Source organism: Marinomonas sp. 5E14-1 (assembly GCF_039939215.1).
GTDB lineage: Bacteria > Pseudomonadota > Gammaproteobacteria > Pseudomonadales > Marinomonadaceae > Marinomonas.
Map to the genome: position 1 here is coordinate 12,603 of NZ_JBDXMW010000012.1, position 22,546 is coordinate 35,148.

Annotated in this window: 19 protein-coding genes, 1 tRNA gene and 2 pseudogenes; 13 read left to right on the forward strand and 9 right to left on the reverse strand. The window is 40.8% G+C overall.

Annotated features, from left to right (window positions below; translation table 11 throughout):
- Nucleotides 1-74: 74 nt before the first annotated feature.
- Nucleotides 75-1,418 carry an FAD-binding oxidoreductase gene (locus tag ABFY09_RS11525; protein WP_347984469.1) on the reverse strand — a complete coding sequence of 448 codons (1,344 nt, stop codon included), beginning with the start codon at nucleotides 1,416-1,418 and terminating at the stop codon, nucleotides 75-77.
- A 148-nt stretch (nucleotides 1,419-1,566) separates the two neighbouring features.
- On the opposite strand from ABFY09_RS11525, the gene ABFY09_RS11530 reads away from it, so the two are divergent.
- Nucleotides 1,567-2,523, forward strand: a complete 957-nt coding sequence (locus ABFY09_RS11530) for a LysR family transcriptional regulator (protein WP_347984470.1) — start codon at nucleotides 1,567-1,569, stop codon at nucleotides 2,521-2,523.
- Between the two features lie 17 nt (nucleotides 2,524-2,540).
- On the opposite strand, the gene ABFY09_RS11535 is transcribed toward ABFY09_RS11530, so the two are convergent.
- The 6 genes from ABFY09_RS11535 to ABFY09_RS11560 all read right to left on the reverse strand — a co-directional run bounded on the left by ABFY09_RS11535 (nucleotide 2,541) and on the right by ABFY09_RS11560 (nucleotide 7,972).
- The gene (locus tag ABFY09_RS11535; RefSeq protein ID WP_347984471.1) at nucleotides 2,541-3,371 is read right to left on the reverse strand and encodes a nitrilase-related carbon-nitrogen hydrolase; all 831 of its coding nucleotides are present in this window, start codon (nucleotides 3,369-3,371) and stop codon (nucleotides 2,541-2,543) included.
- Nucleotides 3,372-3,442: 71 nt separating this feature from the next.
- A complete protein-coding gene (locus tag ABFY09_RS11540) occupies nucleotides 3,443-4,327 on the reverse strand; it encodes a glycine betaine ABC transporter substrate-binding protein (RefSeq protein ID WP_347984472.1) in 885 nt (294 codons plus the stop codon).
- Between the two features lie 85 nt (nucleotides 4,328-4,412).
- Nucleotides 4,413-5,159: an ABC transporter permease gene (locus tag ABFY09_RS11545; RefSeq protein WP_347984473.1), complete on the reverse strand. Its 747-nt coding sequence runs from the start codon at nucleotides 5,157-5,159 to the stop codon at nucleotides 4,413-4,415.
- Between the two features lie 2 nt (nucleotides 5,160-5,161).
- Nucleotides 5,162-6,358: an ABC transporter ATP-binding protein gene (locus tag ABFY09_RS11550; protein ID WP_347984474.1), complete on the reverse strand. Its 1,197-nt coding sequence runs from the start codon at nucleotides 6,356-6,358 to the stop codon at nucleotides 5,162-5,164.
- Between the two features lie 147 nt (nucleotides 6,359-6,505).
- A complete protein-coding gene (locus tag ABFY09_RS11555; protein WP_347984475.1) occupies nucleotides 6,506-7,147 on the reverse strand; it encodes an ABC transporter permease in 642 nt (213 codons plus the stop codon).
- Nucleotides 7,148-7,684: 537 nt separating this feature from the next.
- Nucleotides 7,685-7,972 carry a TOBE domain-containing protein gene (locus ABFY09_RS11560; RefSeq protein ID WP_347984476.1) on the reverse strand — a complete coding sequence of 96 codons (288 nt, stop codon included), beginning with the start codon at nucleotides 7,970-7,972 and terminating at the stop codon, nucleotides 7,685-7,687.
- On the opposite strand from ABFY09_RS11560, the gene ABFY09_RS11565 reads away from it, so the two are divergent.
- On the forward strand, nucleotides 7,971-9,218 hold the full coding sequence (locus ABFY09_RS11565) for an NAD-dependent succinate-semialdehyde dehydrogenase (protein WP_347984477.1): 1,248 nt from the start codon (nucleotides 7,971-7,973) through the stop codon (nucleotides 9,216-9,218). The genes ABFY09_RS11560 and ABFY09_RS11565 overlap by 2 nt on opposite strands.
- 42 nt (nucleotides 9,219-9,260) lie before the next feature.
- Here the strand turns inward: ABFY09_RS11565 and ABFY09_RS11570 are convergent, their stop codons facing one another.
- Nucleotides 9,261-10,019: an IclR family transcriptional regulator gene (locus ABFY09_RS11570; RefSeq protein ID WP_347984478.1), complete on the reverse strand. Its 759-nt coding sequence runs from the start codon at nucleotides 10,017-10,019 to the stop codon at nucleotides 9,261-9,263.
- Nucleotides 10,020-10,193: 174 nt separating this feature from the next.
- Here ABFY09_RS11570 and purU point away from each other — a divergent pair, with 174 nt between their 5' ends.
- The 11 genes and pseudogenes from purU (at nucleotide 10,194) to ABFY09_RS11625 (ending at nucleotide 20,115) form a co-directional block, all read left to right on the forward strand.
- The gene (gene purU, locus ABFY09_RS11575; RefSeq protein WP_347984479.1) at nucleotides 10,194-11,054 is read left to right on the forward strand and encodes a formyltetrahydrofolate deformylase; all 861 of its coding nucleotides are present in this window, start codon (nucleotides 10,194-10,196) and stop codon (nucleotides 11,052-11,054) included.
- Between the two features lie 15 nt (nucleotides 11,055-11,069).
- On the forward strand, nucleotides 11,070-11,942 hold the full coding sequence (gene folD, locus ABFY09_RS11580; protein ID WP_347984480.1) for a bifunctional methylenetetrahydrofolate dehydrogenase/methenyltetrahydrofolate cyclohydrolase FolD: 873 nt from the start codon (nucleotides 11,070-11,072) through the stop codon (nucleotides 11,940-11,942).
- Nucleotides 11,943-11,977: 35 nt separating this feature from the next.
- Nucleotides 11,978-13,225, forward strand: coding sequence for an FAD-dependent oxidoreductase (locus tag ABFY09_RS11585; RefSeq protein ID WP_347984481.1), 1,248 nt, complete (start codon nucleotides 11,978-11,980; stop codon nucleotides 13,223-13,225).
- Between the two features lie 10 nt (nucleotides 13,226-13,235).
- A complete protein-coding gene (locus ABFY09_RS11590; protein WP_347984482.1) occupies nucleotides 13,236-13,544 on the forward strand; it encodes a sarcosine oxidase subunit delta in 309 nt (102 codons plus the stop codon).
- Entirely contained in the window at nucleotides 13,541-16,456 is a 2,916-nt protein-coding gene (locus ABFY09_RS11595; protein WP_347984483.1) for a 2Fe-2S iron-sulfur cluster-binding protein, read from the forward strand. The genes ABFY09_RS11590 and ABFY09_RS11595 overlap by 4 nt, the downstream gene beginning before the upstream one ends.
- A 1-nt stretch (nucleotide 16,457) precedes the next feature.
- On the forward strand, nucleotides 16,458-17,051 hold the full coding sequence (locus ABFY09_RS11600) for a sarcosine oxidase subunit gamma (RefSeq protein WP_347984484.1): 594 nt from the start codon (nucleotides 16,458-16,460) through the stop codon (nucleotides 17,049-17,051).
- Between the two features lie 465 nt (nucleotides 17,052-17,516).
- Entirely contained in the window at nucleotides 17,517-17,720 is a 204-nt protein-coding gene (locus tag ABFY09_RS11605; protein WP_347984485.1) for a hypothetical protein, read from the forward strand.
- 77 nt (nucleotides 17,721-17,797) lie between these two features.
- A pseudogene (locus ABFY09_RS11610) lies at nucleotides 17,798-18,088 on the forward strand (oxidoreductase); the annotation flags it as partial.
- 25 nt (nucleotides 18,089-18,113) lie between these two features.
- Nucleotides 18,114-18,230 (forward strand): annotated as a pseudogene (locus ABFY09_RS11615) (formyltetrahydrofolate deformylase); the annotation flags it as partial.
- Nucleotides 18,231-18,494: 264 nt separating this feature from the next.
- Nucleotides 18,495-18,571, forward strand: a tRNA-Asp gene (locus tag ABFY09_RS11620).
- 251 nt (nucleotides 18,572-18,822) lie between these two features.
- Nucleotides 18,823-20,115: an outer membrane protein transport protein gene (locus tag ABFY09_RS11625; protein ID WP_347984486.1), complete on the forward strand. Its 1,293-nt coding sequence runs from the start codon at nucleotides 18,823-18,825 to the stop codon at nucleotides 20,113-20,115.
- A 94-nt stretch (nucleotides 20,116-20,209) separates the two neighbouring features.
- On the opposite strand, the gene ABFY09_RS11630 is transcribed toward ABFY09_RS11625, so the two are convergent.
- Nucleotides 20,210-22,366 (reverse strand): bifunctional diguanylate cyclase/phosphodiesterase, encoded by a 2,157-nt coding sequence (locus ABFY09_RS11630; protein ID WP_347984487.1) that lies wholly within the window; start codon nucleotides 22,364-22,366, stop codon nucleotides 20,210-20,212.
- Nucleotides 22,367-22,546 lie beyond the last annotated feature (180 nt).

Sequence of the window (22,546 nt, forward strand, 5' to 3'; positions counted from 1 at the left end):
TGAATACATTTAAATGAAGGGCTTTAAAGTTTAAAGTCCTTCATTTTGTTCTCATTCATTTCACAAAAAGCCATTTAGCTCCAAGGGAAAGGGCTGTTAGAAACGGGATGTAATTTTCCTTCAGCGTAACGAGAGAAGCGGAATGGTTCTAAGAGGCGAGTTTTTGTTCCGCAAATTTCTTCCGCCACTAATTTACCAACACCTAGCATCTTGTAGCCGTGGTTAGAGTCCAAGACCATATAACAGTTCTCAGCAAACACATCAAAAACAGGGAAGTTATCCGGTGCTAATGCGCCGATACCACCAGATGGTTCATTCTTATACATAGGTAATTTATCTTGGAAACGTTCTTGGCAATGAGCCAGAGCAGATACCCACATATGAGTAAAGTCTTCACCAACAATGAATTCAGGAGACTCAGGGCCATAAGGGTCAACAGCGACTTCATTGGCTGGTTTGCCAACAGGATAAGGGGCAGCACCACCTTGGACACCGCCAAAGTTATAATCTGGTTTATAGTAAATCCCCCACATTTCATCCGTAATAAGCGACCCATCACGAACACTATGAAGCGGCGCATCCGTATCAACATGGATAACGGGTGGCATTTTGCCATCATTCGTTTTTTGATAATCAGGATCAACGCCTAATGTGCCTTCTTGTAAAGACCAATATGTCCACATATCAACATCATTGGCTATTTGGCCTGTTTCAGGGTTTTTAACGGCAATTTTTTCTGGCAAATCCATCATTTTCCAAAACTGTGGCGCCCATGGTCCTGGAGTAATAACAAGGTAATCACAATCCACATTACCTTGGTCTGTCACAACCGATTTAACGGCACCCGAGTTATCGCGCATTAATCCTTCTACGGAAACCCCACCAATAACTTCTACGCCTTCAGCTTGTGCTTTAGCGGCTAAACCTGCCATGGCGATGGTATTGTTTGCATAACCGCCAGGCATTTCATGAAGGACAGAAGTGATGCCTTGTGCTCTCCAATCATGAAAAATATTTTTCATGTATTTTTCACAATCTTTAGAACCTTCTATAAAGGTAGACTGGTAACCAATGGCTTTTTGTTGCTCATAAATAGAAGCAACGTCTTGATGCATAGATTCACTGCTAATTTGCATGTAACCAACAGGGTGATAACTGTAAGCTTCAGGATCACTTTCCCAGACTTTTACACTATGAGCCATGAGTTCGCGCATCGCTGGTTGGAAATAGTTGTTACGGATAACACCGCAGGCAATGCCTGTTGCACCTGCGCATATGCCTGTTTTATCCAGAATAATGATGTCTTTACCACTTCCTTTCCCTGTCGCTTTCAACTGAAGGGCTAAATGGTATGCAGTGCTTAAGCCATGAATACCAGCACCGATAATTATGTATGGATAACTTTTTGGTAAACTCATTTTTCTCTGCCTTATTGATAAAATGATTTCATATTCCTATTGGTCGAATTTATATATTCGTTCAAATAATTTATAAAAACTATTGGTTTTTCAGTGAATAAGATGGTCTTATAATGGTCATTACTGGTTACTTATATAAGCCCTATAAATGAAGAAAACAGACTATTTTGAATTAAGCTTACTGGATAATTTCATTGTTATATCAGAGTCTAATTCCCTCACAGATGCAGGTAATAGAATTGGTGTTTCTCAGTCTGCCATATCTCAGAGTTTAAAAAATTTAGAGACTATTTTTGGTGTGGATTTAGTGATCAGAAGAAGCTCTCCAATAAAACTCACACCAGCCGGTATGATGTTAAAAAAACATTCAGATTCAATATTGAATGATATTAGAAAATTAAAATATGTGGTGAGAGAAGCCGCTGAAAAAGGCTTGCCTCATTGTAGAGTGGGCGCAATAACCTCTTTTGTTGAAGTGTTTGGAAGTCTCTTTGTAAAAGATTTTCAGAAGAGTAATGAATTGCTGACATTACAAAGTGGATCCACTCCGATATTGAATCAAGCTTTTTTAAATAGAGAGCTGGATATTCTTATTTCGGATGACCCTATGATAGAAGAAAACGATGTCATAAGGTTTGAAATTTTTAGAGACCCACTTGTTCTTGTTGCAAAAGAAAACCTGTTAAAAACCTCTGATTTTTCCATTGATAAACTATCCAATAAATCCTCTATGGTGAAATATAATAGGCAAACCAATATTGGTTTGTTAATAGAATTAGCATTAAGACGGATGGAATTAGCGCCCCAAGTTAAGTTTGAAACAGATGACTCTCATACATTCATGAACTTTGTAAGAGACAGTAATAGTTGGGGGATGATGACCAGCTTGTGTCTTCTTCAAGCTAAGTACCAACTTGAAGAAATCAGTGTGGTTGAGTTAGACAAAAGCCGGCATTTTCGAACACTTTACTTAATTGCTAGAAAAGACGAGTTGGGTGAGCTTCCAGAAGAAATATCGGAAATTGCGATTAACTTTTTTGTCGATAAAACATTCCTTGAGTTAAATAAAATATGCCCATGGTTTACGCTTGGGCATTTTTTATAAGGCTTTCCTATGTGAAATTACTCATGTAAAAGCCTAGATATTAAGTTCGTATCGGCATCTCGTATGGTAGGTAGCTCGAATCTTGCTCTTGATATCTCTTTTAAAGATAGTTCAGCCGAGATCAACTCTTCTTTATCATCCGCTTTGGCAAGGATTTTACCGGTCGGGCTTACTATTCGACTTCCTCCCCAAAAATGTATGTCTTTTTCTTGTCCAAATCGGTTTGCCATTAAGATCGGAGTGGCGTATGTCATAGCGTAAAAGTCTATGTTTTTTAACCAGTTTTCTTCATTTGAAAAACTGTCACTGACCACGTTTGATGCGGAGTTAATCGGTGCCAGTAATAACTCTGGGCGGCGTAACATAGCACAATGTACCAACGCTGGATTCCAAAGGTCAGCGCAGATCAGAGAACTTGCATTCCAGTTTTCTTCGACAGGAAAAGAGGTTAAATCGCTTCCTTTATGAAAAATCTTACCTTCTTCTAGTTTGCCATAGCTAGGTAAATTAATTTTCCGGTAACACGCTTGGAGCTTTCCGTTTTTCAAAAAACCGACAGAATTGTAATATTCACCAGGATGCTCTTCCTCAACAAAACCCACAATAATCGTTATATTTGGGGCTTCATTAGACAGCTTTTCAAAAATTGGGTCACAACGCTTTAAGGCAACATCAGGGACGGAACTAGACAACTGATAACCAGTTAAAGATAACTCTGGGAAGAGGATTAAATCACTATTATTTGCTTCTGCTTGTTTAATATAAGTTAAGTGTTTATCTATATTTTTTTCTATGTTTTCAAGATCAGAGTTAATTTGAGCTACTGATACATATAAGCTATTTTTCAAAAAATCACCTTAAATATATAAATGATAAAAACGATGTAAATTAATATACATCGTTTTTATCATTTTTTAACTTATAACAAACCGTTTTCTTCTAAGAATTTTTTAGAAACGGATTCAATGGATTTTTTATCTACATCCACTTCAGCGTTTAACTTAGAGATGCTGGCATCATTAATTTTAGCTGAAATATCATTTAAAAGTGTCCCTAGTTTAGGATTTTCTTTTAATGTTTTTTCTACTATAACAGGTACGACAGAATAATCAGGGAAGAAGTTTTTGTCATCTTTTAAAACAACAAAATCAAAGGCAGGAATTCGACCATCTGTTGCGAAAACCAAAGCAAGATCGACTTTACTTTCTTTTAACGCAGTATAAGTTAATCCAGAATCCATGCGCTTAATATCTTTACGTGGGAATTTAAAGTCATAGGTTTTTTGTAATGGTTTTAGACCATCATCACGAGCATAAAATTCTGCGTTTACGGCTATGGACAAGCCAGAGCCTTCTTTAATGCTTTTAGCTAAATCACTTAAAGAGTAAATGCCAAGCTCTTCTGATTTTGCTCTTTGCATTGCAAATGCATAAGTATTATTAGCAGAAGAAGGGGCCATCCAAACTAACCCTTGTTTTGCATCAAGTTCTTTTACTTTATTATAAACTTCTGAGCTTGGAATTTTTTCTTTAAATTTATTGTAGCTAATTAAAGAAGTGCCTGTGTATTCCCAATAAATATCAACTTGTCCGTTTTCTTGTGCTTTACGTAACACAGCACTGCCCATACCTGAGCGTTTTTCAATTTCGAATCCTTTGCTCTCTAAATATTGAGACGTGATTTCTGTTAGCAATTGTTGCTCAGTAAAATTTTTGCCTCCAACCACAATTTCTGCCGATAAACTAACTGACGAGAAAAAAGTAAAGACAGAGGCTAACAGTGTTTTTTTCATGATATTTTGCATAAAACTCTCCTTAATAGGACGACTAAGTAAGATCAAAAAACCGAGGTACTGCTTTTTGATCGAAAAGTATGATTGAGCGATAGAATCAATTTTTTTCTAATTGAGGATTCACCCCTTTTGATATTAAAGTGAAAGAAAGGAAGGCGATAAAAGCATCAAGAATCACCGCTAACAAACCTGTAGGAATAGCACCTGCTAACATCATATAAGGCTCATCTAAGTCGATGCCTGTGAATATCAGCTCGCCCAGCCCGCCAGCGCCAATTAAGAAAGCAAGAGGAACGGTGCCAACATTAATAGCTAATGCGATGCGGATGCCTGCCAAAATAACAAATAAGGCGTTAGGTAATTCCACTTTGATCAGCATTTGCAGCGGCGTCATACCGATACCAAGGGCCGCTTCTTTTAAGTGATCTGGCACTTCAGTAAGCCCTGTATAAGTGTTTCTTGTTATTGGCAGTAAAGAAGCAATGCATAAGCCGACGACAGCAGGTATTGCTCCAATGCCCAGGAAACTCATTGCCAATGCAAGTAGCGCCAAGGTCGGTATCGTCGATCCAATATTCAAGAATTGCATAATGGGTTCAGCGGCTTTACGTAAGGCTGGTCTACTTAGAATAACCCCGATAGGGATCGCCAAGCCTATCGCAATACTGCCAGATACCAGAACCAGCACGATATGTTGCCCAGATAAATACAAAATATCTTCTTGGTATTCGATAAGGCTACTGATAAAACCAATTTCTGACACAATGACGCCTAATAAAAAGACCAAACAAATAACAAGAAAAGTGCCGCATTTTTTTAGGTATTGCTTATATATTTCTTCCATAGTTACTTGCTCTCATCTCTGAACATGGATGTATCAAAGTTTTGGCCTGTAGCGGAGGAGGGTAAAATAATAGAGCTACTATCGCGGTTGTAAGAAGAGCTAAGGTAGCGCGTTATGCCTGATTGAGTGACTTGGCCTAACATGCGGCCATTATCATCTACGCATGGAATCCACGTGGTATCATGGGTGTACATTTCAGAAGCCACTTTATTTAAATTGTCGTTTGCATTCACCACTGTTTTTAGGCCGTGATAGTGCTCACCACATAATCCATTTGTCGTTTTAGCTTTTTCTTTAGAAACATAGCCAACAGGCTGGTGCTGATCATTGACCATTACAATGGCATGTAGGTAACCATGGGCTTCTATTCTTTCAAGAGCAGTTTTTAATGAATCTGTGTGCTTCACAGCGACAGGCTCTTCAATCATGACTTGTTTTGCATTGACCAATCGCAGTCTTTTGAGTGCTCGATCGTCTCCTAAAAAGCTATTCACGAAATCGTTTTTAGGCTGTGCTAGTAACTGGTCTGGTGCATCAAATTGCACTAATTTCCCATCTTTAAAAATAGCGATTTTATCGGCCATTTTTATCGCTTCATCAATGTCATGACTTACAAATAAAATGGTTTTCTTTAATGTCTTCTGCATTTTCAAGAATTCATCTTGAATGACTTCTCTATTGATTGGGTCAATAGCACCAAAAGGTTCGTCCATTAGCATAACCGGTGGATCTGCTGCTAGAGCTCGAATCACCCCAATACGTTGTTGTTGTCCGCCTGATAATTCACGTGGGAAACGGTGTAAAAAGGTAGATGGGTCTAGAGCAACCATGTCGAGAAGTTCTTTGGCTCGATTCTTATATTCTTTTGGATCCCAACCTAATAACTTAGGGACAATGGAAATATTCTCTTCAATGGTCATATTGGGAAAAAGACCAATTTGTTGGATGACGTAACCTATATTCCGACGTAATTCCACAGGGTCTAAAAGAGAAGTATCTTCACCATTAATAAATATTTTTCCAGAGGTGGGAGAAATGACTCTGTTTATCATTTTTAAGGTGGTTGTTTTTCCGCACCCAGAAGGCCCCAGAAGGATGCAGATTTCACCCTCAGGCACTTCAAGTGACACCTTGTTTACCGCCGTTGCAGCGCCATTAGGCGTTTCGAAAACTTTAACTAAATCTTCCAGCCTTACCATTTTTAGTTCCCCTTTCAATTTATGTCATTACAGCGATAAATTTCACGCTTCTTAAATGTTTTGGGATTCTTGTATGACTTACGGTCAGCGAATAACTGACGAGTAAGGTCATATAAAATACTCATATCAATGCAGTTAACCTAACACTCAAATATTTGTTTGAAAGCGCTTTTGTATCCAAAGCAAAGCGTAATCAGCAATGATGGCTAATAAGCTCACCATGATTGAGCCGATCACTAATTGTCGATAATCACTTTGTGATATACCTCGACTGATTAATACCCCTAAACCACCTGCGCCTATATAGGCAGCAATGGCCATGACGCCGATATTCATCACAACAGCGGTGCGTACGCCAGCCATAATGACAGGAACGGAGAGTGGGATTTCAACATTTTTTAGGCGTTGCTTTGCGCTCATGCCAATGCCAAGTGCCGCTTCGCGTAGCGCTGGGTCTACATTATTAATCGCTGTGTAGGTATTTCTTATGATTGGAAGTTGAGAATAAAGAAGCACCGCGATGACAGCAGGCAAATATCCAATACCGTGACCAATCATCGATAACAAAGGAATCATAATTCCAAATAATGCGATGGATGGAATGGTGACGATTAATGCCGCTACGTAGAGAACAATGTTCGCAACTTTTTGTTTTTTGGTGATGGCTATACCAATAGGTACGCCAGTGATAACAGCGATCCCTACGGCCACCGCAACGAGAGAGATATGTTCAATAGTAAGGGTTAGCAATAGGGCTTTGTTTTCTATTACAAAGTTTAATAGTTCCAATATAAACCTCTCGTATGTCTTCTGTAGTGCATTACAAAAAAGAGAAAAGCTTTATATTCTGCTTCTTAATTTTTCATAAAACACGGGTTAAAATTTGGTGTGTTTTTTCTTTAATCATTGATTTTAAAGGGATTAATGGTTGTTTATGTATTAAATAGAATACTATATAAGATATTGTTATGACTTATAACATATCGGAGAAATAGCGGCTGATGAGATAAAAATGCGACTATTGTTGTGTGGAATGCGACAAATAGATATTAATTTTAGTCAGTGAAAAGGTTCGTTCTTTGAACCTTTTCGAACTTTCTAAGTTGTCACTTCTTTTAAAAAAATACTTTTCTTCGAGCTTAGCGGGGCATCCTGTTTGTATGCGAATTGAATCACTACTAGTAAACTAGGTACTTCTTATCTAACCATATTTTCAGATTAGTGGGTGTCTAATATAGCTTGAAAAGTTTACTTATTTAAAGAATCTTCTCGCTTTATAAGAGAGGTAAAAAAAGGGAGCATAAGCTCCCTAGCGAACATTTTAGTTTAGCTGGCCTTTGTTATGTCTTGGTCATTCCAAGTGTCATAAATGCAGCAGTGCTGAGTTGACCAACGAACATATACTTCACTGCTAGGCGCAATTTCGGAATGCTCTCTGGCTACTATTTTCCCCATAATACGTTGCCCAGAAGAGGTAACAAGTGAACAGGTGTAGCTTTCGTCAAGGAAGACAGTTTCTTCCACCGTTGTACTAATTTGATTGATATCACTTGCTGGTGGCTCTTGTTCTGCTTGCTCTTTCGATAAAACATAGAGGTTTTCTGGACGAATCATGAGTAACACATCAGCTTTGTCTGGAATCGGTCAAGACGACTTAGCAAAAATCATGACGCTTGAACAAGGTAAAGTGTTAGAAGAAGCCCGTGGTGAAGTTGCCTATGGCGCGGCGTATATCGAATGGTTTGCAGAAGAAGCAAAGCGAATATACGGCGATGTCTTACCAAGTATGAGCCAAGATCGACGTTCGTTAGTCATTAAACAACCGATTGGCGTGGTTGGTGCTATTACACCATGGAATTTTCCTGTTGCCATGATCACTCGTAAAGTTGCACCGGCTTTGGCTGCGGGTTGTTCTATCGTATTAAAACCCGCCACGGAAACGCCTTTGTCAGTACTTGCTATTGCTGAATTAGCCCAACGAGCTGGCGTGCCAAGCGGTATGTTTAACGTGATTCCTGGGATGAATGCTGTGCAAATTGGGGAACAATTAACAGGGCACTCTTTAGTTAAAAAAGTCACGTTTACAGGTTCTACACGTGTCGGAAAAATATTGATGGCTCAGGCTGCTCAAACCGTCAAACGAACGTCAATGGAGTTAGGAGGCAATGCGCCAGTATTGGTTTTCGATGATGCAGACATAGATAAAGCGGTTGACGGTGCGTTGGCTGCTAAGTTTCGAAACGCTGGTCAAACTTGTATTTGCACTAATCGAATTCTTGTTCAGAGTGCGGTTTATGAAGAGTTTTTGAGTAAGTTTACGAAGAAAGTACAAGAATTTGTGATTGGTGATGGGCTTGATAAAAGCAGTACCATGGGGCCTCTGATTACTCGTACCGCGGTGAATGGTGTGTCTTCATTGGTTGAAGATGCGTTGAATAAAGGCGCTAAGCTTACAACTGGCACTAAGCCTATAACTGACGATAGTTTGGAAAGCGAGGTTGGGTTCTTTTATCAACCTACCGTCATTCGTGATGCAGACCAAAGTATGCGTATTGCAAAAGAAGAAGTGTTTGGCCCTGTGGTGCCTATCTTTAAGTTTGAGACCGATGATGACGCGATTGCGATGGCGAATGATACCGAGTTTGGTTTAGCCGCTTATGTATTTACTAAAGATCAATCCCGCTCATGGCGTGTTAGCGAAGGATTAGAATATGGCATGGTTGGCGTAAACGAAACCGCGATTAGCTCAGAAGTCATTCCTTTTGGTGGTGTCAAAGAATCTGGCCAAGGGCGCGAAGGCTCTAAATACGGCTTAGAAGATTATCTAGAAATGAAATACATTTGTTTAGGGGATGTTTAATCGTTTTAGCCAATAGAAACGGATGTTTATGAAGTAGTTCCCTTAAATGGGAACTACTTGTGAGATGGATTTTGCTGTTTTTAATAGTTGGTTTTTTGTCTCTTCAAACTTCTCTGCATCATTCATCACTTGGTCGGCACCAGAAATGTTGATCGCGGCGACCACTTTTCCCATGTAGTTATGGATTGGTGCAGCGATGGCTGTAGCATTATCCGAGCGATTACTAGAGTAGCCTTGTTGCCATTCATCTTTTAACAAACGTTTTAATTCTGCGATGGTTTGCGGGTGTGGATGAGGATGCATGTCTAGCTGTTGGGCTTGGTAAATAGCACTGAATTCAATATCACTCAGTTGCTGCAATAAAACTCGCCCCATGGCGCTAGTGTGACAAGGAAGCCGAGTGCCTAACGGGATATTGACGGATAGTCGTTGAGAGGCTTGAGCTCGATAGATATAGAGTGTGTCCAGCCCATCTCGTATCGCCAAATGACAAGAAATAGAAGTCTCATCTCTGAGCTGATTCAAATGTGGTGCAGCCACGTCGATTAAATCTTTTCCCGCCAAGTAGGCAAAACCACGGGACACGATTTGTGGGCCAAGTTCATAGGCGTTACGTGCAACTTTTTTTAAATACCCTCTATCTAGCAAGGTTTGTACGATTCGGTAAGTCGATGAAGCACTAACTCCAAGCTGATCTGCGAAGTCTTGAGTGCTTAATACACGATGGTTAGCATCGAACAGTTCGATTATGTGCAGACCTCTTGCTAAAGCGGGTACTTGATATTCTGTTGTCTTCGTCATCTTTTTATCCAAATACAAACGTATTTTTAATATATGAATTAAATTGTGAGATATAAACCTTTATTTGGCTAAGTTGTTGTCATATCTATTTCTTAAGAATATATTTAATTTACTCAAAATAAACAAATCAAATTATTACTTTTTACCTATTAATAAAGTGCTCTAGGAGAAAAAATGTCTGAATTAAAAGAGTTTGTTCTGAAAGCGTCTTGTGATGCAACAAGTGGAATTGTAGCTGCCGTGACGTCTTACCTAGCAGACTTAGGCTGTTATATCGCAGAAATGCATCAATATGATGATGAAGAAAATAAACGTTTTTTTATGCGTGCAGTGTGTCGTATCGAGTCTGCTGAAACGAGCTTGGACACAGTTCGATCAGGCTTTGACGCACAAGCGGCCCCATTCAATATGAAGTGGGATATGACAGATACAGCATCTCCTATGCGTGTTTTATTGATGGTCAGTAAATTTGATCATTGCTTGGACGACTTATTGTATCGCCATCGTAAAGGCGAGTTACCAATGGAAATTACCGCCATTGTTTCTAACCATAAAGATTTGCGTCCAATGGCTGAGCGTGAAGGTATCCGCTTCGTTCATTTGCCTGTCAATAAAGAAAACAAGCTAGAACAAGAAGCGGCTTTGTTGGATATAGTGAAAGAAACCAAAACAGATTTGATTGTCTTAGCGCGTTATATGCAAATTCTTTCTGACAGTCTATGTAAGGAATTAAATGGCCGCGCAATCAATATTCACCACTCTTTCTTACCTGGATTCAAAGGTGCCAAGCCGTATCACCAAGCCCACGAGCGAGGTGTGAAGTTGATTGGTGCTACAGCCCATTATGTGACGTCTGACTTAGACGAAGGCCCGATTATTTCTCAATCTGTGCAGCCTGTTGATCATACATACTCGCCAGATCGTTTGGTGGCAGTGGGTCGTGATACAGAAACCGTTGCTCTTGCTACCGCAGTGCGTCTGCACCTAGAAAACCGAGTGTTTATGTACGGTAACAAAACTGTTGTTTTCAAATAGTTGAGGAGAGCAAACATGACGTTCAAAGTCATTAACGGTAAAAAAATGGCCGATGATCTGGTTGAAGAAGTTCGCTTGGAAGTTCAGCAAATGTGTGAAGCCGGACATGCCGCACCTGGTTTGGCTGTTGTGCTTGTCGGAGATGATCCTGCTAGTGGCGTTTATGTGCGAAATAAGATTCGACGAGCTGAACAAGCAGGCATTCGTTCTATTGAAAAGCGTATGTCGGCAGATTGTAACCAAGAAGAATTAGACGCAGTGGTCGAAGCATTGAACCAAGATGATGACGTTCATGGCATTTTAGTTCAGTTGCCTCTTCCTAAGCATTTATCAGAAGAACGTATTATACGTTTGATTTCACCGCAAAAAGACGTGGATGGATTTCATCCTGTGAATGTCGGTTTGTTAGGCACAGGGCAAGCGGATTTGGTTCCTTGTACTCCATTAGGTTGTTTGGAAATGTTACAGCGAGAATTAGGTGATTTGTCTGGTAAGCATGCGGTGATTGTGGGCCGATCAAATATCGTTGGTAAACCAATGGCGAACCTTTTGCTTCAGGCAAATTGTACCATCACGGTTGTGCATTCTCGAACGCCTAATGCGAGCGAAATTAGCCGCATGGCGGACATTGTTGTAGCTGCAGTAGGCGTCCCTAAGCTGGTGGGCGATGCTTGGATTAAACCCGGTGCAGTTGTGATTGATGTTGGTATTAATGCAATTGAACTTGATGGTAAACGTAAATTAGTCGGCGATGTGGATTACGACAAAGTCGCTCCAATGTGTCAGGCCATTACTCCTGTTCCTGGTGGTGTGGGACCAATGACTATCGCTTGTTTGATGAAAAATACTCTAGTGGCTGCGAAACGATTAATGAACATCTCGCATTAAGCCAGTTATACACGATTTAAAAGAGGATCTCTGCTATGCCATTTTCTCTGTTGAAATATGGTCTTTCTAATGATTATCCATTTGAGAAAGATGCGGACTTGCCAACACCGACCGAGCTAAAACGCCATTATGATGTGGTCATCATTGGTGGCGGTGGTCATGGCGTGGCAACTGCTTATTATTTAGCGAAATATCACGGTATTACCAATGTCGCTATTTTGGAAAAAGGTTATTTAGGTGGAGGTAACACGGCTCGTAATACGGCGGTGATTCGATCTAACTATTTGACGTCTGAAGGGGTGAAATTTTACAAGCAATCAGTTGATCTCTTTCAGGGGTTATCCAACGAGTTTGACTTTAACATTATGTATTCATCTCGTGGCCAACTGACGCTTGCTCACACAGATGCCACAGTGCGTTCATTTCGTCAACGTACGGAAGTGAATAAGCACTTTGGTGGAAAAACGGAACTGATTGACCCTCAGCAAATAAAAGAATTGGTACCAACGCTTAACATGAACCCAGCTGATATGCCTATTTTAGCGGGTCTTTGGCATATTGATGGAGCAACCGCTCGACACGATGCGGTTGCTTGGGGTTATGCAAAGGGCGCGACCCAACGTGGCGTTGAATTGCACCAATTAACTGAAGTGACAGGTGTTACGGTTGATCATGGGAAAGTTGTTGGCGTAGATACCAATCGTGGCAAGGTAAGTTGTGGTTGTGTGGTTCAAGCGGTTGCTGGCCACAGTTCCATTGTGGCGGCGATGGCAGGCATCAAAATGCCGATTACCACTTACCCTTTGCAAGCCATGGTGACGCAACCTGTAAAACCATTCTTAGATCCATTAGTCAGCTCTTCTGCTTTGCATTGCTATGTACAGCAAACTGGCCGTGGAGAAATCGTCTTCGGTGGCGGATCGGATCCTTATCCTTTATATAACACGCGTTCGACTTTGGATTTAAAAGAAAGCTTATTAGCCAGTGCGGTTGAAATGTTTCCTTTCATGGCAAATCTGAAGTTAATGCGCCAATGGGCTGGTATTACAGATATGACATCAGATTACAGCCCAATAATGGGATTAAGCCCAGTAGAGAATTATTACCTTGATGCTGGCTGGGGAACGTGGGGGTTTAAGGCAACGCCAATTTGCGGGAAGACCATGGCTGAATTGGTTGCGAATGGCGGTAAGGTGCCAGATTTGATTGCGCCTTTTGCTATGGATCGCTTTGATGTTTTCCGCCAAGTCAATGAAATGGGCGCGACGGCCGCTAGTCACTAGGAGGATCAAAATGAAATTAATGACTTGTCCATTAAATGGCCCTAGAAACATCACCGAGTTTGTTTACGGCGGTGAAGTGAAAGAAATGCCTAACCATAAAGCCTGTAGTGATAAAGAGTGGGCCGATTACGTTTTCTACTCTGATAACACAGTGAAAGTGATTCAAGAATGGTGGTTTCATTCACCTTCTGGCTACTGGTTTATTGCTGAGCGCCACACAGCGAGCGATGAAATTTTACGAACCTATGACCCATCTGAGTTGTATCAAGATAGAGTCGATTTTGAACAGGGTGAAAATCTTCAGGAGGGAAGAGCATGAGTGCTTTAGACCGTTTGCCTGCCCCAATGGGGTCGTTAATTAATCGTAACAAAAAGATCAATTTTGAATTTGAAAGCTATCGTTATATGGGCTTTGAAGGTGACACCATTGCCAGCGCTTTGATTGCGAATGATCAATGGCTCATGTCTCGCTCCTTTAAATACCATCGACCACGAGCGCCATTAACCATGGCGGGACAAGATGCAAATACGCTGGTTCAGTTGCCTGAAGAACCGAATGTCTTGGCAGATAGAACAGACATTAAAAAAGGCATGTGTGTGTTTGGCCAAAACTATTCCGGCACGTTAGAAAAGGATGCTGATGATAAGTTAGGTTACGCAGGGCGCTTTATGCCAGTAGGTTTTTATTACCGTGCGTTTTATAAGCCAAAAGGGATTTGGGACAAATGGGAACCCTTCATCCGTAAAAAAGCAGGATTAGGCTTTGCTGATTTAACTTTCCGACCTAGCTATTACGATAAAGCTTATGGTTTTTGTGATCTGGCTGTTGTTGGTGCTGGCCCCGCAGGTTTAGCGGCAGCTATTCAAGCTGCAGAAGCGGGGGCGAAAGTCATCTTGATTGATGAAAACAAGCAGCTTGGTGGAGCTCTAACTTACCATAGATTTGATGCTGAAGGCGGGTTGGCAGAAAGTACGTTACAGTCTTTGGTTGCTAAGGTTGAGCAGCATCCAAATATTCAAGTGATGACAGAAGCGGTTTGTAATGCTTGGTTCGCAGACAATTATTTGCCTGTTATTCAAGGCAAGCGAATGCATAAAATCCGATCGAAGCAATGTATTGTGGCTTCTGGAGCCTTTGAACAGCATGTCGTTTTCCGCAATAACGATCTTCCTGGCGTGGTGATGTCCAGTGCAGCGATGCGTTTGATGAAGCATTATGCGATCAAACCCGGTGATCGAGCGGTTGTGTTAACAGGAAACGATGACGGCTACCTGGCTGCGATTGAAATGGCGCAACAAGGTGTTACAGCTTCTTTAATTGTTGATATGCGTAAAGAAGGTGCGTCATCTGAATTATCTGATATGGCGAAGTCATTAGGGATCGCGATTAAAACCAACTCGACGGTATTTGAAGCGGTTTCTAGTCATGACAAAAAACATTTGGCAGCGGTTCGAGTCCATTCTATTGCCGAGCAAGGTAAAGTCGATCGCGATGGAGTCACGATTCCATGTGATTTACTCTGCATGTCGGCTGGTTATATGCCAACTTATCAGCTTTTGTGTCAGGGTGGAGCAAAGCTTCAATACGACGATGCAAGCGCTCGTTTCACATTAACAGGTTTACCGGAAGGTGTTGCTATCGCGGGGTCTGTAAACGGTGTTCACGATTTAGACGCTGTGATGAAAGACGGTCAAAGAGCTGCGCAAGAAGTGTTGGTTGCATTAGGTTTAGCAGACAAGCCCTTTGAAACGGTAACTTGTACTAAAAATACCAACTTTGATTGGCCTATTTTTAAACATCCAAAAGGCAAAGAATTTGTTGATTTGGATGAAGATTTACAAGCCAAAGATATTATTAATGCGACCCGTTTAGGTTATCGCGATATTCAGTTGGTGAAGCGTTTTTCCACTGTTGGAATGGGGCCTTCTCAAGGGCGTCATTCGGCTTTGCCGACGGCGCGTTTGGTGGCCAAAGCAACACAGCGTACTGTGAGCGAAACAGGCGTGACGACGGCGCGTCCACCTTTTGTTCCTGAGAAATTGGCGAACATAGCTGGTCGTATTTTTAATCCTCATCGTTATACGCCAATGCATAAGAGACACCTTGAGTTGGGGGCTCATATGATTCCTGCCGGTGTGTGGCGTCGTCCTGCTTTTTATGGCTCTAAAGACAAGCGAAGCGAGTGGATCAAACAAGAAGCTATAGCCGTTCGTAATACGGTTGGCATTATCGATGTGAGTACTTTGGGAGGGATTGAATTGCGTGGCCCTGATGCCGCAGAATTTATGAACCGCATGTACACTTTCGCTTTCCTTAAGCAGCCAGTTGGTAAAACCCGTTACGCGGTTTTGACCAATGAGCAAGGCGTTGTTGTCGATGATGGTGTGGCGTGTCGTATTGCTGAAGATCATTTTTATGTCACCGCCACAACCGGCGGTGTCGACGCTGTTTATCGTGAGATGACGAAATGGAATGCTCAATGGCGTTTGAAAGTGGATATTGCCAATGTGACGTCTGCCTTTTCAGCTGTCAATATCGCAGGGCCTTTGGCTCGAAAAGTGCTTGAAAAAGTCTGTACGGATGTGGATTTATCAAATGAAGCTTTCCCTTACTTAGGTTATCGAGAAGGCAGCATTGACGGCATGCCAGTGCGTTTAATGCGAGTCGGTTTTGTCGGTGAGTTAGGTTATGAAGTTCACATGCCAACCTTGTTCGCTCTGAAAATCTGGGACGAGTTAATGGCGGCTGGTAAGGCCTTTGATATACGTCCATTTGGTGTGGAAACACAGCGTCTATTGCGCCTTGAAAAGGGACATATCATTGTCAGCCAAGATACGGACGGTATGTCTCATCCGGGTGAATTATCATTGGATTGGGCGATTGCGCGTAAGAAGGCGTTTTATGTGGGCAGCCGCTCAGTAGACATTGTGATGGCTCGCCAGCAGACACGTAAATTGGTTGGCTTTACATTGGATAAGCTTTCTCCAAAACCAGAAGAAGGTCACATTGTTTTAGGTGCCGCAGGAAGTGATGCCAATATTACAGGCAATGTGACTTCATGTGAATATTCTCCAACATTGGATGCTTATATCGGTTTGGCATTTGTTGGCATTGAGCAGCAAGACGAAGGCAAGAATTTCCCTATTCGCATTAATGGTCAGGAAGTGTGGGCAACAGTTGTTGCTTTGCCTTTCTATGACCCAACAGGTGCTCGTCAGGAGGTAGCGTAATATGGCTGAATTTATTGTGAGTGAGAGTGTGGAGTCTCGTCAGAGCCAGATATTTGCTCTTTTGCCTTCTGGCTATCAAAGCTCTATTCAGTTGAAAGACAGTACTACAAAAAGCCGAGTTGGCTTTCGTGGTGTGGGCGTGGAAGCGTTTCTGACCAGTCAAGGCGTTAATTTTCCCAGTGCGCCTAATCAAGCCATTCTTTCGGAAGCGGGGCTTTGGGTTTTACGCTTGAGTAAAACAGAGTTTTGGCTGATGGATTTAACGGGTGAATTATCAAATAGTATTTTTCATCTTGAGCAGCTGTCTCAAGGCTTAGCAGACGTTTATCGACTTTATTGTCAGCACAGTCATGGGGTGTTTGAAATATCAGGAACACTTGGTTCGCAAATGTTTGCAAAAGTATGTGGTGTTGATTTATCTCATGATAAGTTTGCTGCAGGCAGCATAGCGCAAACCTCTATTGCACGAGTGAATGGCATTATTGTGAACGTATCGGCTTCCGATAGTGCTTCGGATCGTTATTTACTGTGCAGTGATGTGTCTAGTTCTCAGCATCTTTGGGATGCTTTGGTAGACGCCGCGCAAGAATTTTAATCCTTTCTACTAGCCGCTTTTACTTTGTAAAAGCGGCTTTATTTTCTCTTCTCTTCTTTCCTGTATTTTCAGATGGACATTCTATTTTGAGTGTAATCTTTTAAGTTTTTTTACTCTTTTTCTGTCACCTAAAAAATGCTGTTTTAAAAAGTAAGCCTAGTTATCAACCTGTAGAGGTTGATCTTACTGCGAGCATGAGTTTGTTTGTAGGGGAAGAGGGGCGGTCTGATGTCATGATAGAGGTATCTGAGAAACTGGGGGGCAGACAAAAAACTGTGCTGTATTTTAGTGTAAGCGATTAGGCGGCAGAAGGAAGTGAAAAGCCTCCTTCTCAAGCTTTGCTTAACGCGATGGCAAGTCTGCCAATGTCGTCCAAAATCTATGCCTTTGGTTTAGAGGCTTTTTTGTGGGACATACATCAGTTTGCACTTGGTGCTGGGTTTATGTCTGAGCAAGTGAAGTTGAATGAGCCTGTTTCCTCTGCAAGAAGGATGTTTTTCCCATTGTCATAGCGTTATGGAAGGCATTGTTGAGACACCAATTCATTGTCATGGGTGTGGCTTACTATTGTTAGTTCGTGATCATTTCTCCCGCGCTCATGGTGCTTATGTTGGCTTAAATATTAAAGCTGAAGACTCTACTGAAATTCTTGGAAGGGAGGTGCTGTAATGAGTAACGCCCCCATTCCTGTCAAGGTGAGTTCGATTAAGTAAGGTGACATTTTATCTATCACGCCGCTAAGCAATTTGTTTGCGCCTTATTGGGGGGCAAAGAAACACATTCTCATTGCTGGTGGTGTTGGAGTGACGCCATTCATGTCTTATATTCCTCAGCTTCTACAGTCTGAAGAAACCGTTGAAATGCATTATATGTTTCATAGAAGTAAGACAGGCGCTTATCGAGATGAGCTTGAAAGCCTGCTAGGAAGCCACTTGTTTTGTTATGACTCTTACCAAGGCGTACATGGCAATTTGACCGACATTTTGTCTGATCAGCCTGTTGGTACACATGTTTATATTTGTGGATCACAAAGCTTGATTGATGGTGTGTTAGAAACAGTCGAAGCGTTTGGTTGCGGTTGGGCGAGACACAGAAACCGTTGCATTGGCAACAGCTGTACGTTTACATCTTGAACACCGAGTGTTTATGTACGGCAATAAAACAGTCGTTTTTAAATAATGTATAATCGCGATCTAAAAAGGAAGAGACGCTCACGCGCTCTTCCTTTTTTACTTAAAGCTAGAAGAGGTGGCTTTGAAAAAATGTACGATTGTTGAAAGGCCATAGCTTGCCTAGTGTATCTCCAAATTATTTATTTTAAATAAATGGTTGATCTAAAAGGAAGTTCGTATATAATACGCTCCAAGTTTTGAGAGGCAATCTTGAGAAACTTACTACTTAAAAGCAGTAGTGCTTATGTAAGTAAAAAAGCTTAAATGTGTTGGAGTGGTAGTTCAGTTGGTTAGAATACCTGCCTGTCACGCAGGGGGTCGCGGGTTCGAGTCCCGTCCATTCCGCCATTTTTTCCGATAAAATAGTTATCGGTAGAGTTATTGTTTTTGTATTTTTTCATCTCATCATAATCCTATTTTTTTATTTTCTCTTTTTTCTCCATATTCTGTTTTTTTATGGAGTAATATTTGTTAAATATTGTATTCCTTTAGTCATACTTGCTGGTAATATCATTATGCAGGCTTCTATAATGAAAGCGTATAACTGGTTTGATAGTTTAAAAATAATTTTCCTAATAAAAATAACAATGGAGCTTATTATGACCACCTCAAAAACTTTCTTTAAAGCGAATCTCGTGGCAGCCTCTTTGGTTGTGGCCTCTTCAGCCTACTCGGCGGGTTTTGCTCTTAATGACCACAGTGCTACTGCATCTGGTACTGCTCTTGCTGGAGTAGCAGCTTCCGGTGTAGATATATCCTTCAGCTATTGGAACCCTGCTTTATTTCTAAATGCGGCCGAAACAACTGTCTATGTTTCCGGTGCGTATGTTATGCCAAGTATGGAAGCGACGGTAACGGAAGCGAAAAATGGTACGGATTTAACAGCAACTTCAGCGAATTCGTCTACAGATCCTGTTAACAATACTCTTGTCCCTGCAATATACTTCGCTAAACCTTTATCAGATAGTACCGTGACTGGTATTTCTTTGAATGTACCTTATGGTCTTTCAGGGGATTATGGTGACGAATGGGCTGGTCGTTTTCATGCTACAGAAACCAGTATTCAAGATATTGCATTGAGTTTTTCCTTGGCTCATCGATTAAATGAAAAATTTTCCGTTGGTGCTAGTGTGCAGCTACATCAAGCTGATGTTGTATTAGCGTCAGCCATTGGGAATGCCGCTCTTAGTGAGGGTGATGGTCGAATTGAAGCTAATGCAACGGGCTATGGTTATAGCTTAGGCGCTTTGCTTGAACCTGTAAAAGGGACGCGAGTTGGCGTTGGATATCGCAGTGAAGTGGATTTCGATTTTGAAGGTGATGTGACTTATGCAAATGTAGATACTTTAAATTCATTTGGGCTGAGTTTATTGGATGTTGCTGTGTCAGACTCTTTAACTTTTCCTTCCGTTTTTACCATTAGCTTGGATCAAGAGCTAACAGAAAAGCTGACTTTAGGGTTGACTGCAATGCGTACAGGTTGGGACTCTATAGATGGGTTGAGGATTGATTTTGATGATGATGCAACTACTCAATCAGACTCTGTCTTAACTTTTGACTTTGAATATCAGTGGTTTTATTCAGCGGGTTTGACTTATGACTATTCGGATACGTTGATTTTACGTACTGGTGTTGCTATTGATTATTCTCCTGTAACGGATGAGTATCGCTCAGCTCGTACACCAGATGGTGATCGTACTTGGTTGTCATTCGGTGGAACATATAATGTTAACGATATGGCTTCTCTAACATTCGCTTATACTCATGTGGTGATTGACGATGTATCAGTTAGTCGAGATGATACAGGTGAAGATGTGGCTCGCGGCATTTTAGAGGCTGATTATGAATCTTCAGCCAATCTCTTCTCTTTAGCAATGAATATGTCGTTCTAGTTTCATAAAACACTATATGCATAAAAAAACCAGAGTTTATTAAATTCTGGTTTTTTTATATTCAAATTAGGTTGAGGAAATCGGTTATAAGAGCTTAATAAACCATCCGAAGCTCTTTGGCTTTTTCGTTGTTTTTACTTGTCCAGTCTGACAAGGGAGATGGCTTACCAAAGTAATATCCCTGCAAAGTATGGCAGCCGAGAGCGATAAGTAGATTGGCTTGCTCTTTGGTTTCAATACCTTCCGCAATAACTTTCATACCCAATGACTCTGCCAGTTGTATAGTCGATTTCACAATATCAATATGGCGTTGGTCATTTGGTAATGGCGTAATAAAGCGTCGATCTATTTTGAGTGTGTTGGCTGGAATATCAACAAGCTGTCCGAGAGATGCTTGACCTGTACCAAAGTCATCAATGGCAATTGAGAACCCAAATTGAGACAGGCTTCGTAAACGCTTATGGATGAGTGGATTAGTCATAACATAACTGGTTTCAGTGATTTCTAATTCCAGTAATTCACTAAGCCAAGGCTTGTCTGAAATTAAGTTCATTAATAAGGCGAAGAAGCTGTCATTCATTAGCTCTTGGCCTGCTAAATTGAAAGCAATTGGTGTATAAATGTGTTCTTTATGCCATTCACTTAAAGTGCTGACTAGCTCTTTTATTATATTCTCAGCAAGAAGAGGGAGAAGGCCTAACTTTTCTGCGATGCTAATGAATACAGTAGGAGAAATGAATTGGTTGCCGTTTTTCCATCGTGCTAAAGCTTCAAATGAGCAAATTTGGCCATTTTGAGCGACTTGTGGTTGTAACCATATTTTGATCTCTTTGTTTTTAATTGCAGAGCTGAGCTTTAAGCTAAGTTTGTGCTCTCCAATAAGTTTGTTTTCTAGGTCGTAATTGTAATAAGAAAAGCGATCCGTACTACTTGAATACTCAAGAGCCATTTCGCAATGCTCTAGTAGTATTTCTGCCGTTTTTCCATCTGTTTGGTAATAAGCAATGCCAACCTGATAGTCCATATTTAGACTGTTACCATCTATGGTTAGCTGCTTAGGTAGAACAGAACGGATTAAAGTAGTAAGGTTTTTTTGTATTAAGTGAGTTTGATTTAATGGAATAAAACAAGCGAATTTAACACCACGTAATCGGCTGATGATGGCTTGTTCTGACAGATTCCCTTGTAGAGCTTTTGCAAAGTTCAGAATGACTCTGTTGGCGTTGTCTTTGCCATATTGCTTGTTTAACAGTTTAAATTGGCAAATACGTATAATAAACATCGCACCTGTAAGGTGAGTATCTTTTGCATTAATTCGTTCATTTACCTGATGACAAAAGTTTCTATAATTCGGAAGTCGAGTCAGTAAATCAAAATGCGTTAATCGGCTGTTTGTCTGTTGTGTATACTCTAATTCTTGCTGTATCGCTCTTAACTCGGTTGTGTTTTGTAGGTGCAAAACATAGTGGCCGTGTCTGTCTAGCGTTGCTCTTCGTACTTCAATGTGAGTTTCTGGGTTGTTTTTGAGGGTGCATTGGGCAACATTAGATTGCCAGAAAAACTTTCCATTATTAGCAACAGAAGACAGCCAATCTGATATTTTCGAATCTGAAAAGTTGGATACTTGATTATCTGTTAGTAGCTCACGAGACAATTGGTTTGCTTTTAAAATTTTTCCATATTGATCGCAAAGCAATGTTGGGGTGCCTGTGTTTTCAAAAAACTCTTCATATAAGGCATAGTTGTCATTCAATTTTTGATAAAGAGATTGCATCTGTTTGGCGTTGTTCTCTAGAGTGAAAATGATCCTTGAGACAGCGAGAGGTAGGCCTAAATTAAGTGTGAAAAAGGTTAGCAGTTGAAAATAGAATGATGGTGTCGAACTGGTGTTAGTCTGTGCTAAATATTCGCTAATTATCAGATAAAAAGGGCAAATATTAATCGCCATAGCCATAAGAGAAGCTCTAAAGCTAAAGAGTAATCGAGTGATTAGAGGTAGAGAATACAATGAGATAATGGCGTATTTTTTCGCGTCAATTTCATCACTAAGAGTAAGTAATAAAAAGCTGCTTGTAATAAGTGTCAACGTGAAGAGCACGGCCGTGGCTTGAGTGTGCTTTGTACTTAAACCAATAAGACCAATAAGTATCACAAGATAAATGCTATTGGTTCCGAGTATGATGTCTCCTTCCGAAGAGAGCAGAGAATGAAGCTCGGAAATAGTAAAAATGATGGTGGTAAGGGCGAGCAAAATTCTAAGCGCACTTTGCTGAAAGGGCTTATGGCTCTTGCTAAAGGGTTGATTTGAATCAACTAAAAAATAATTCTTCAGGAATGTAATAAACATTATCCAACTTCATAATGCCAAATAAGGAACTTCAGGTATTTACAGCTTCCTATAGACATTACCTAAAAAGAGTACGCTTGACTA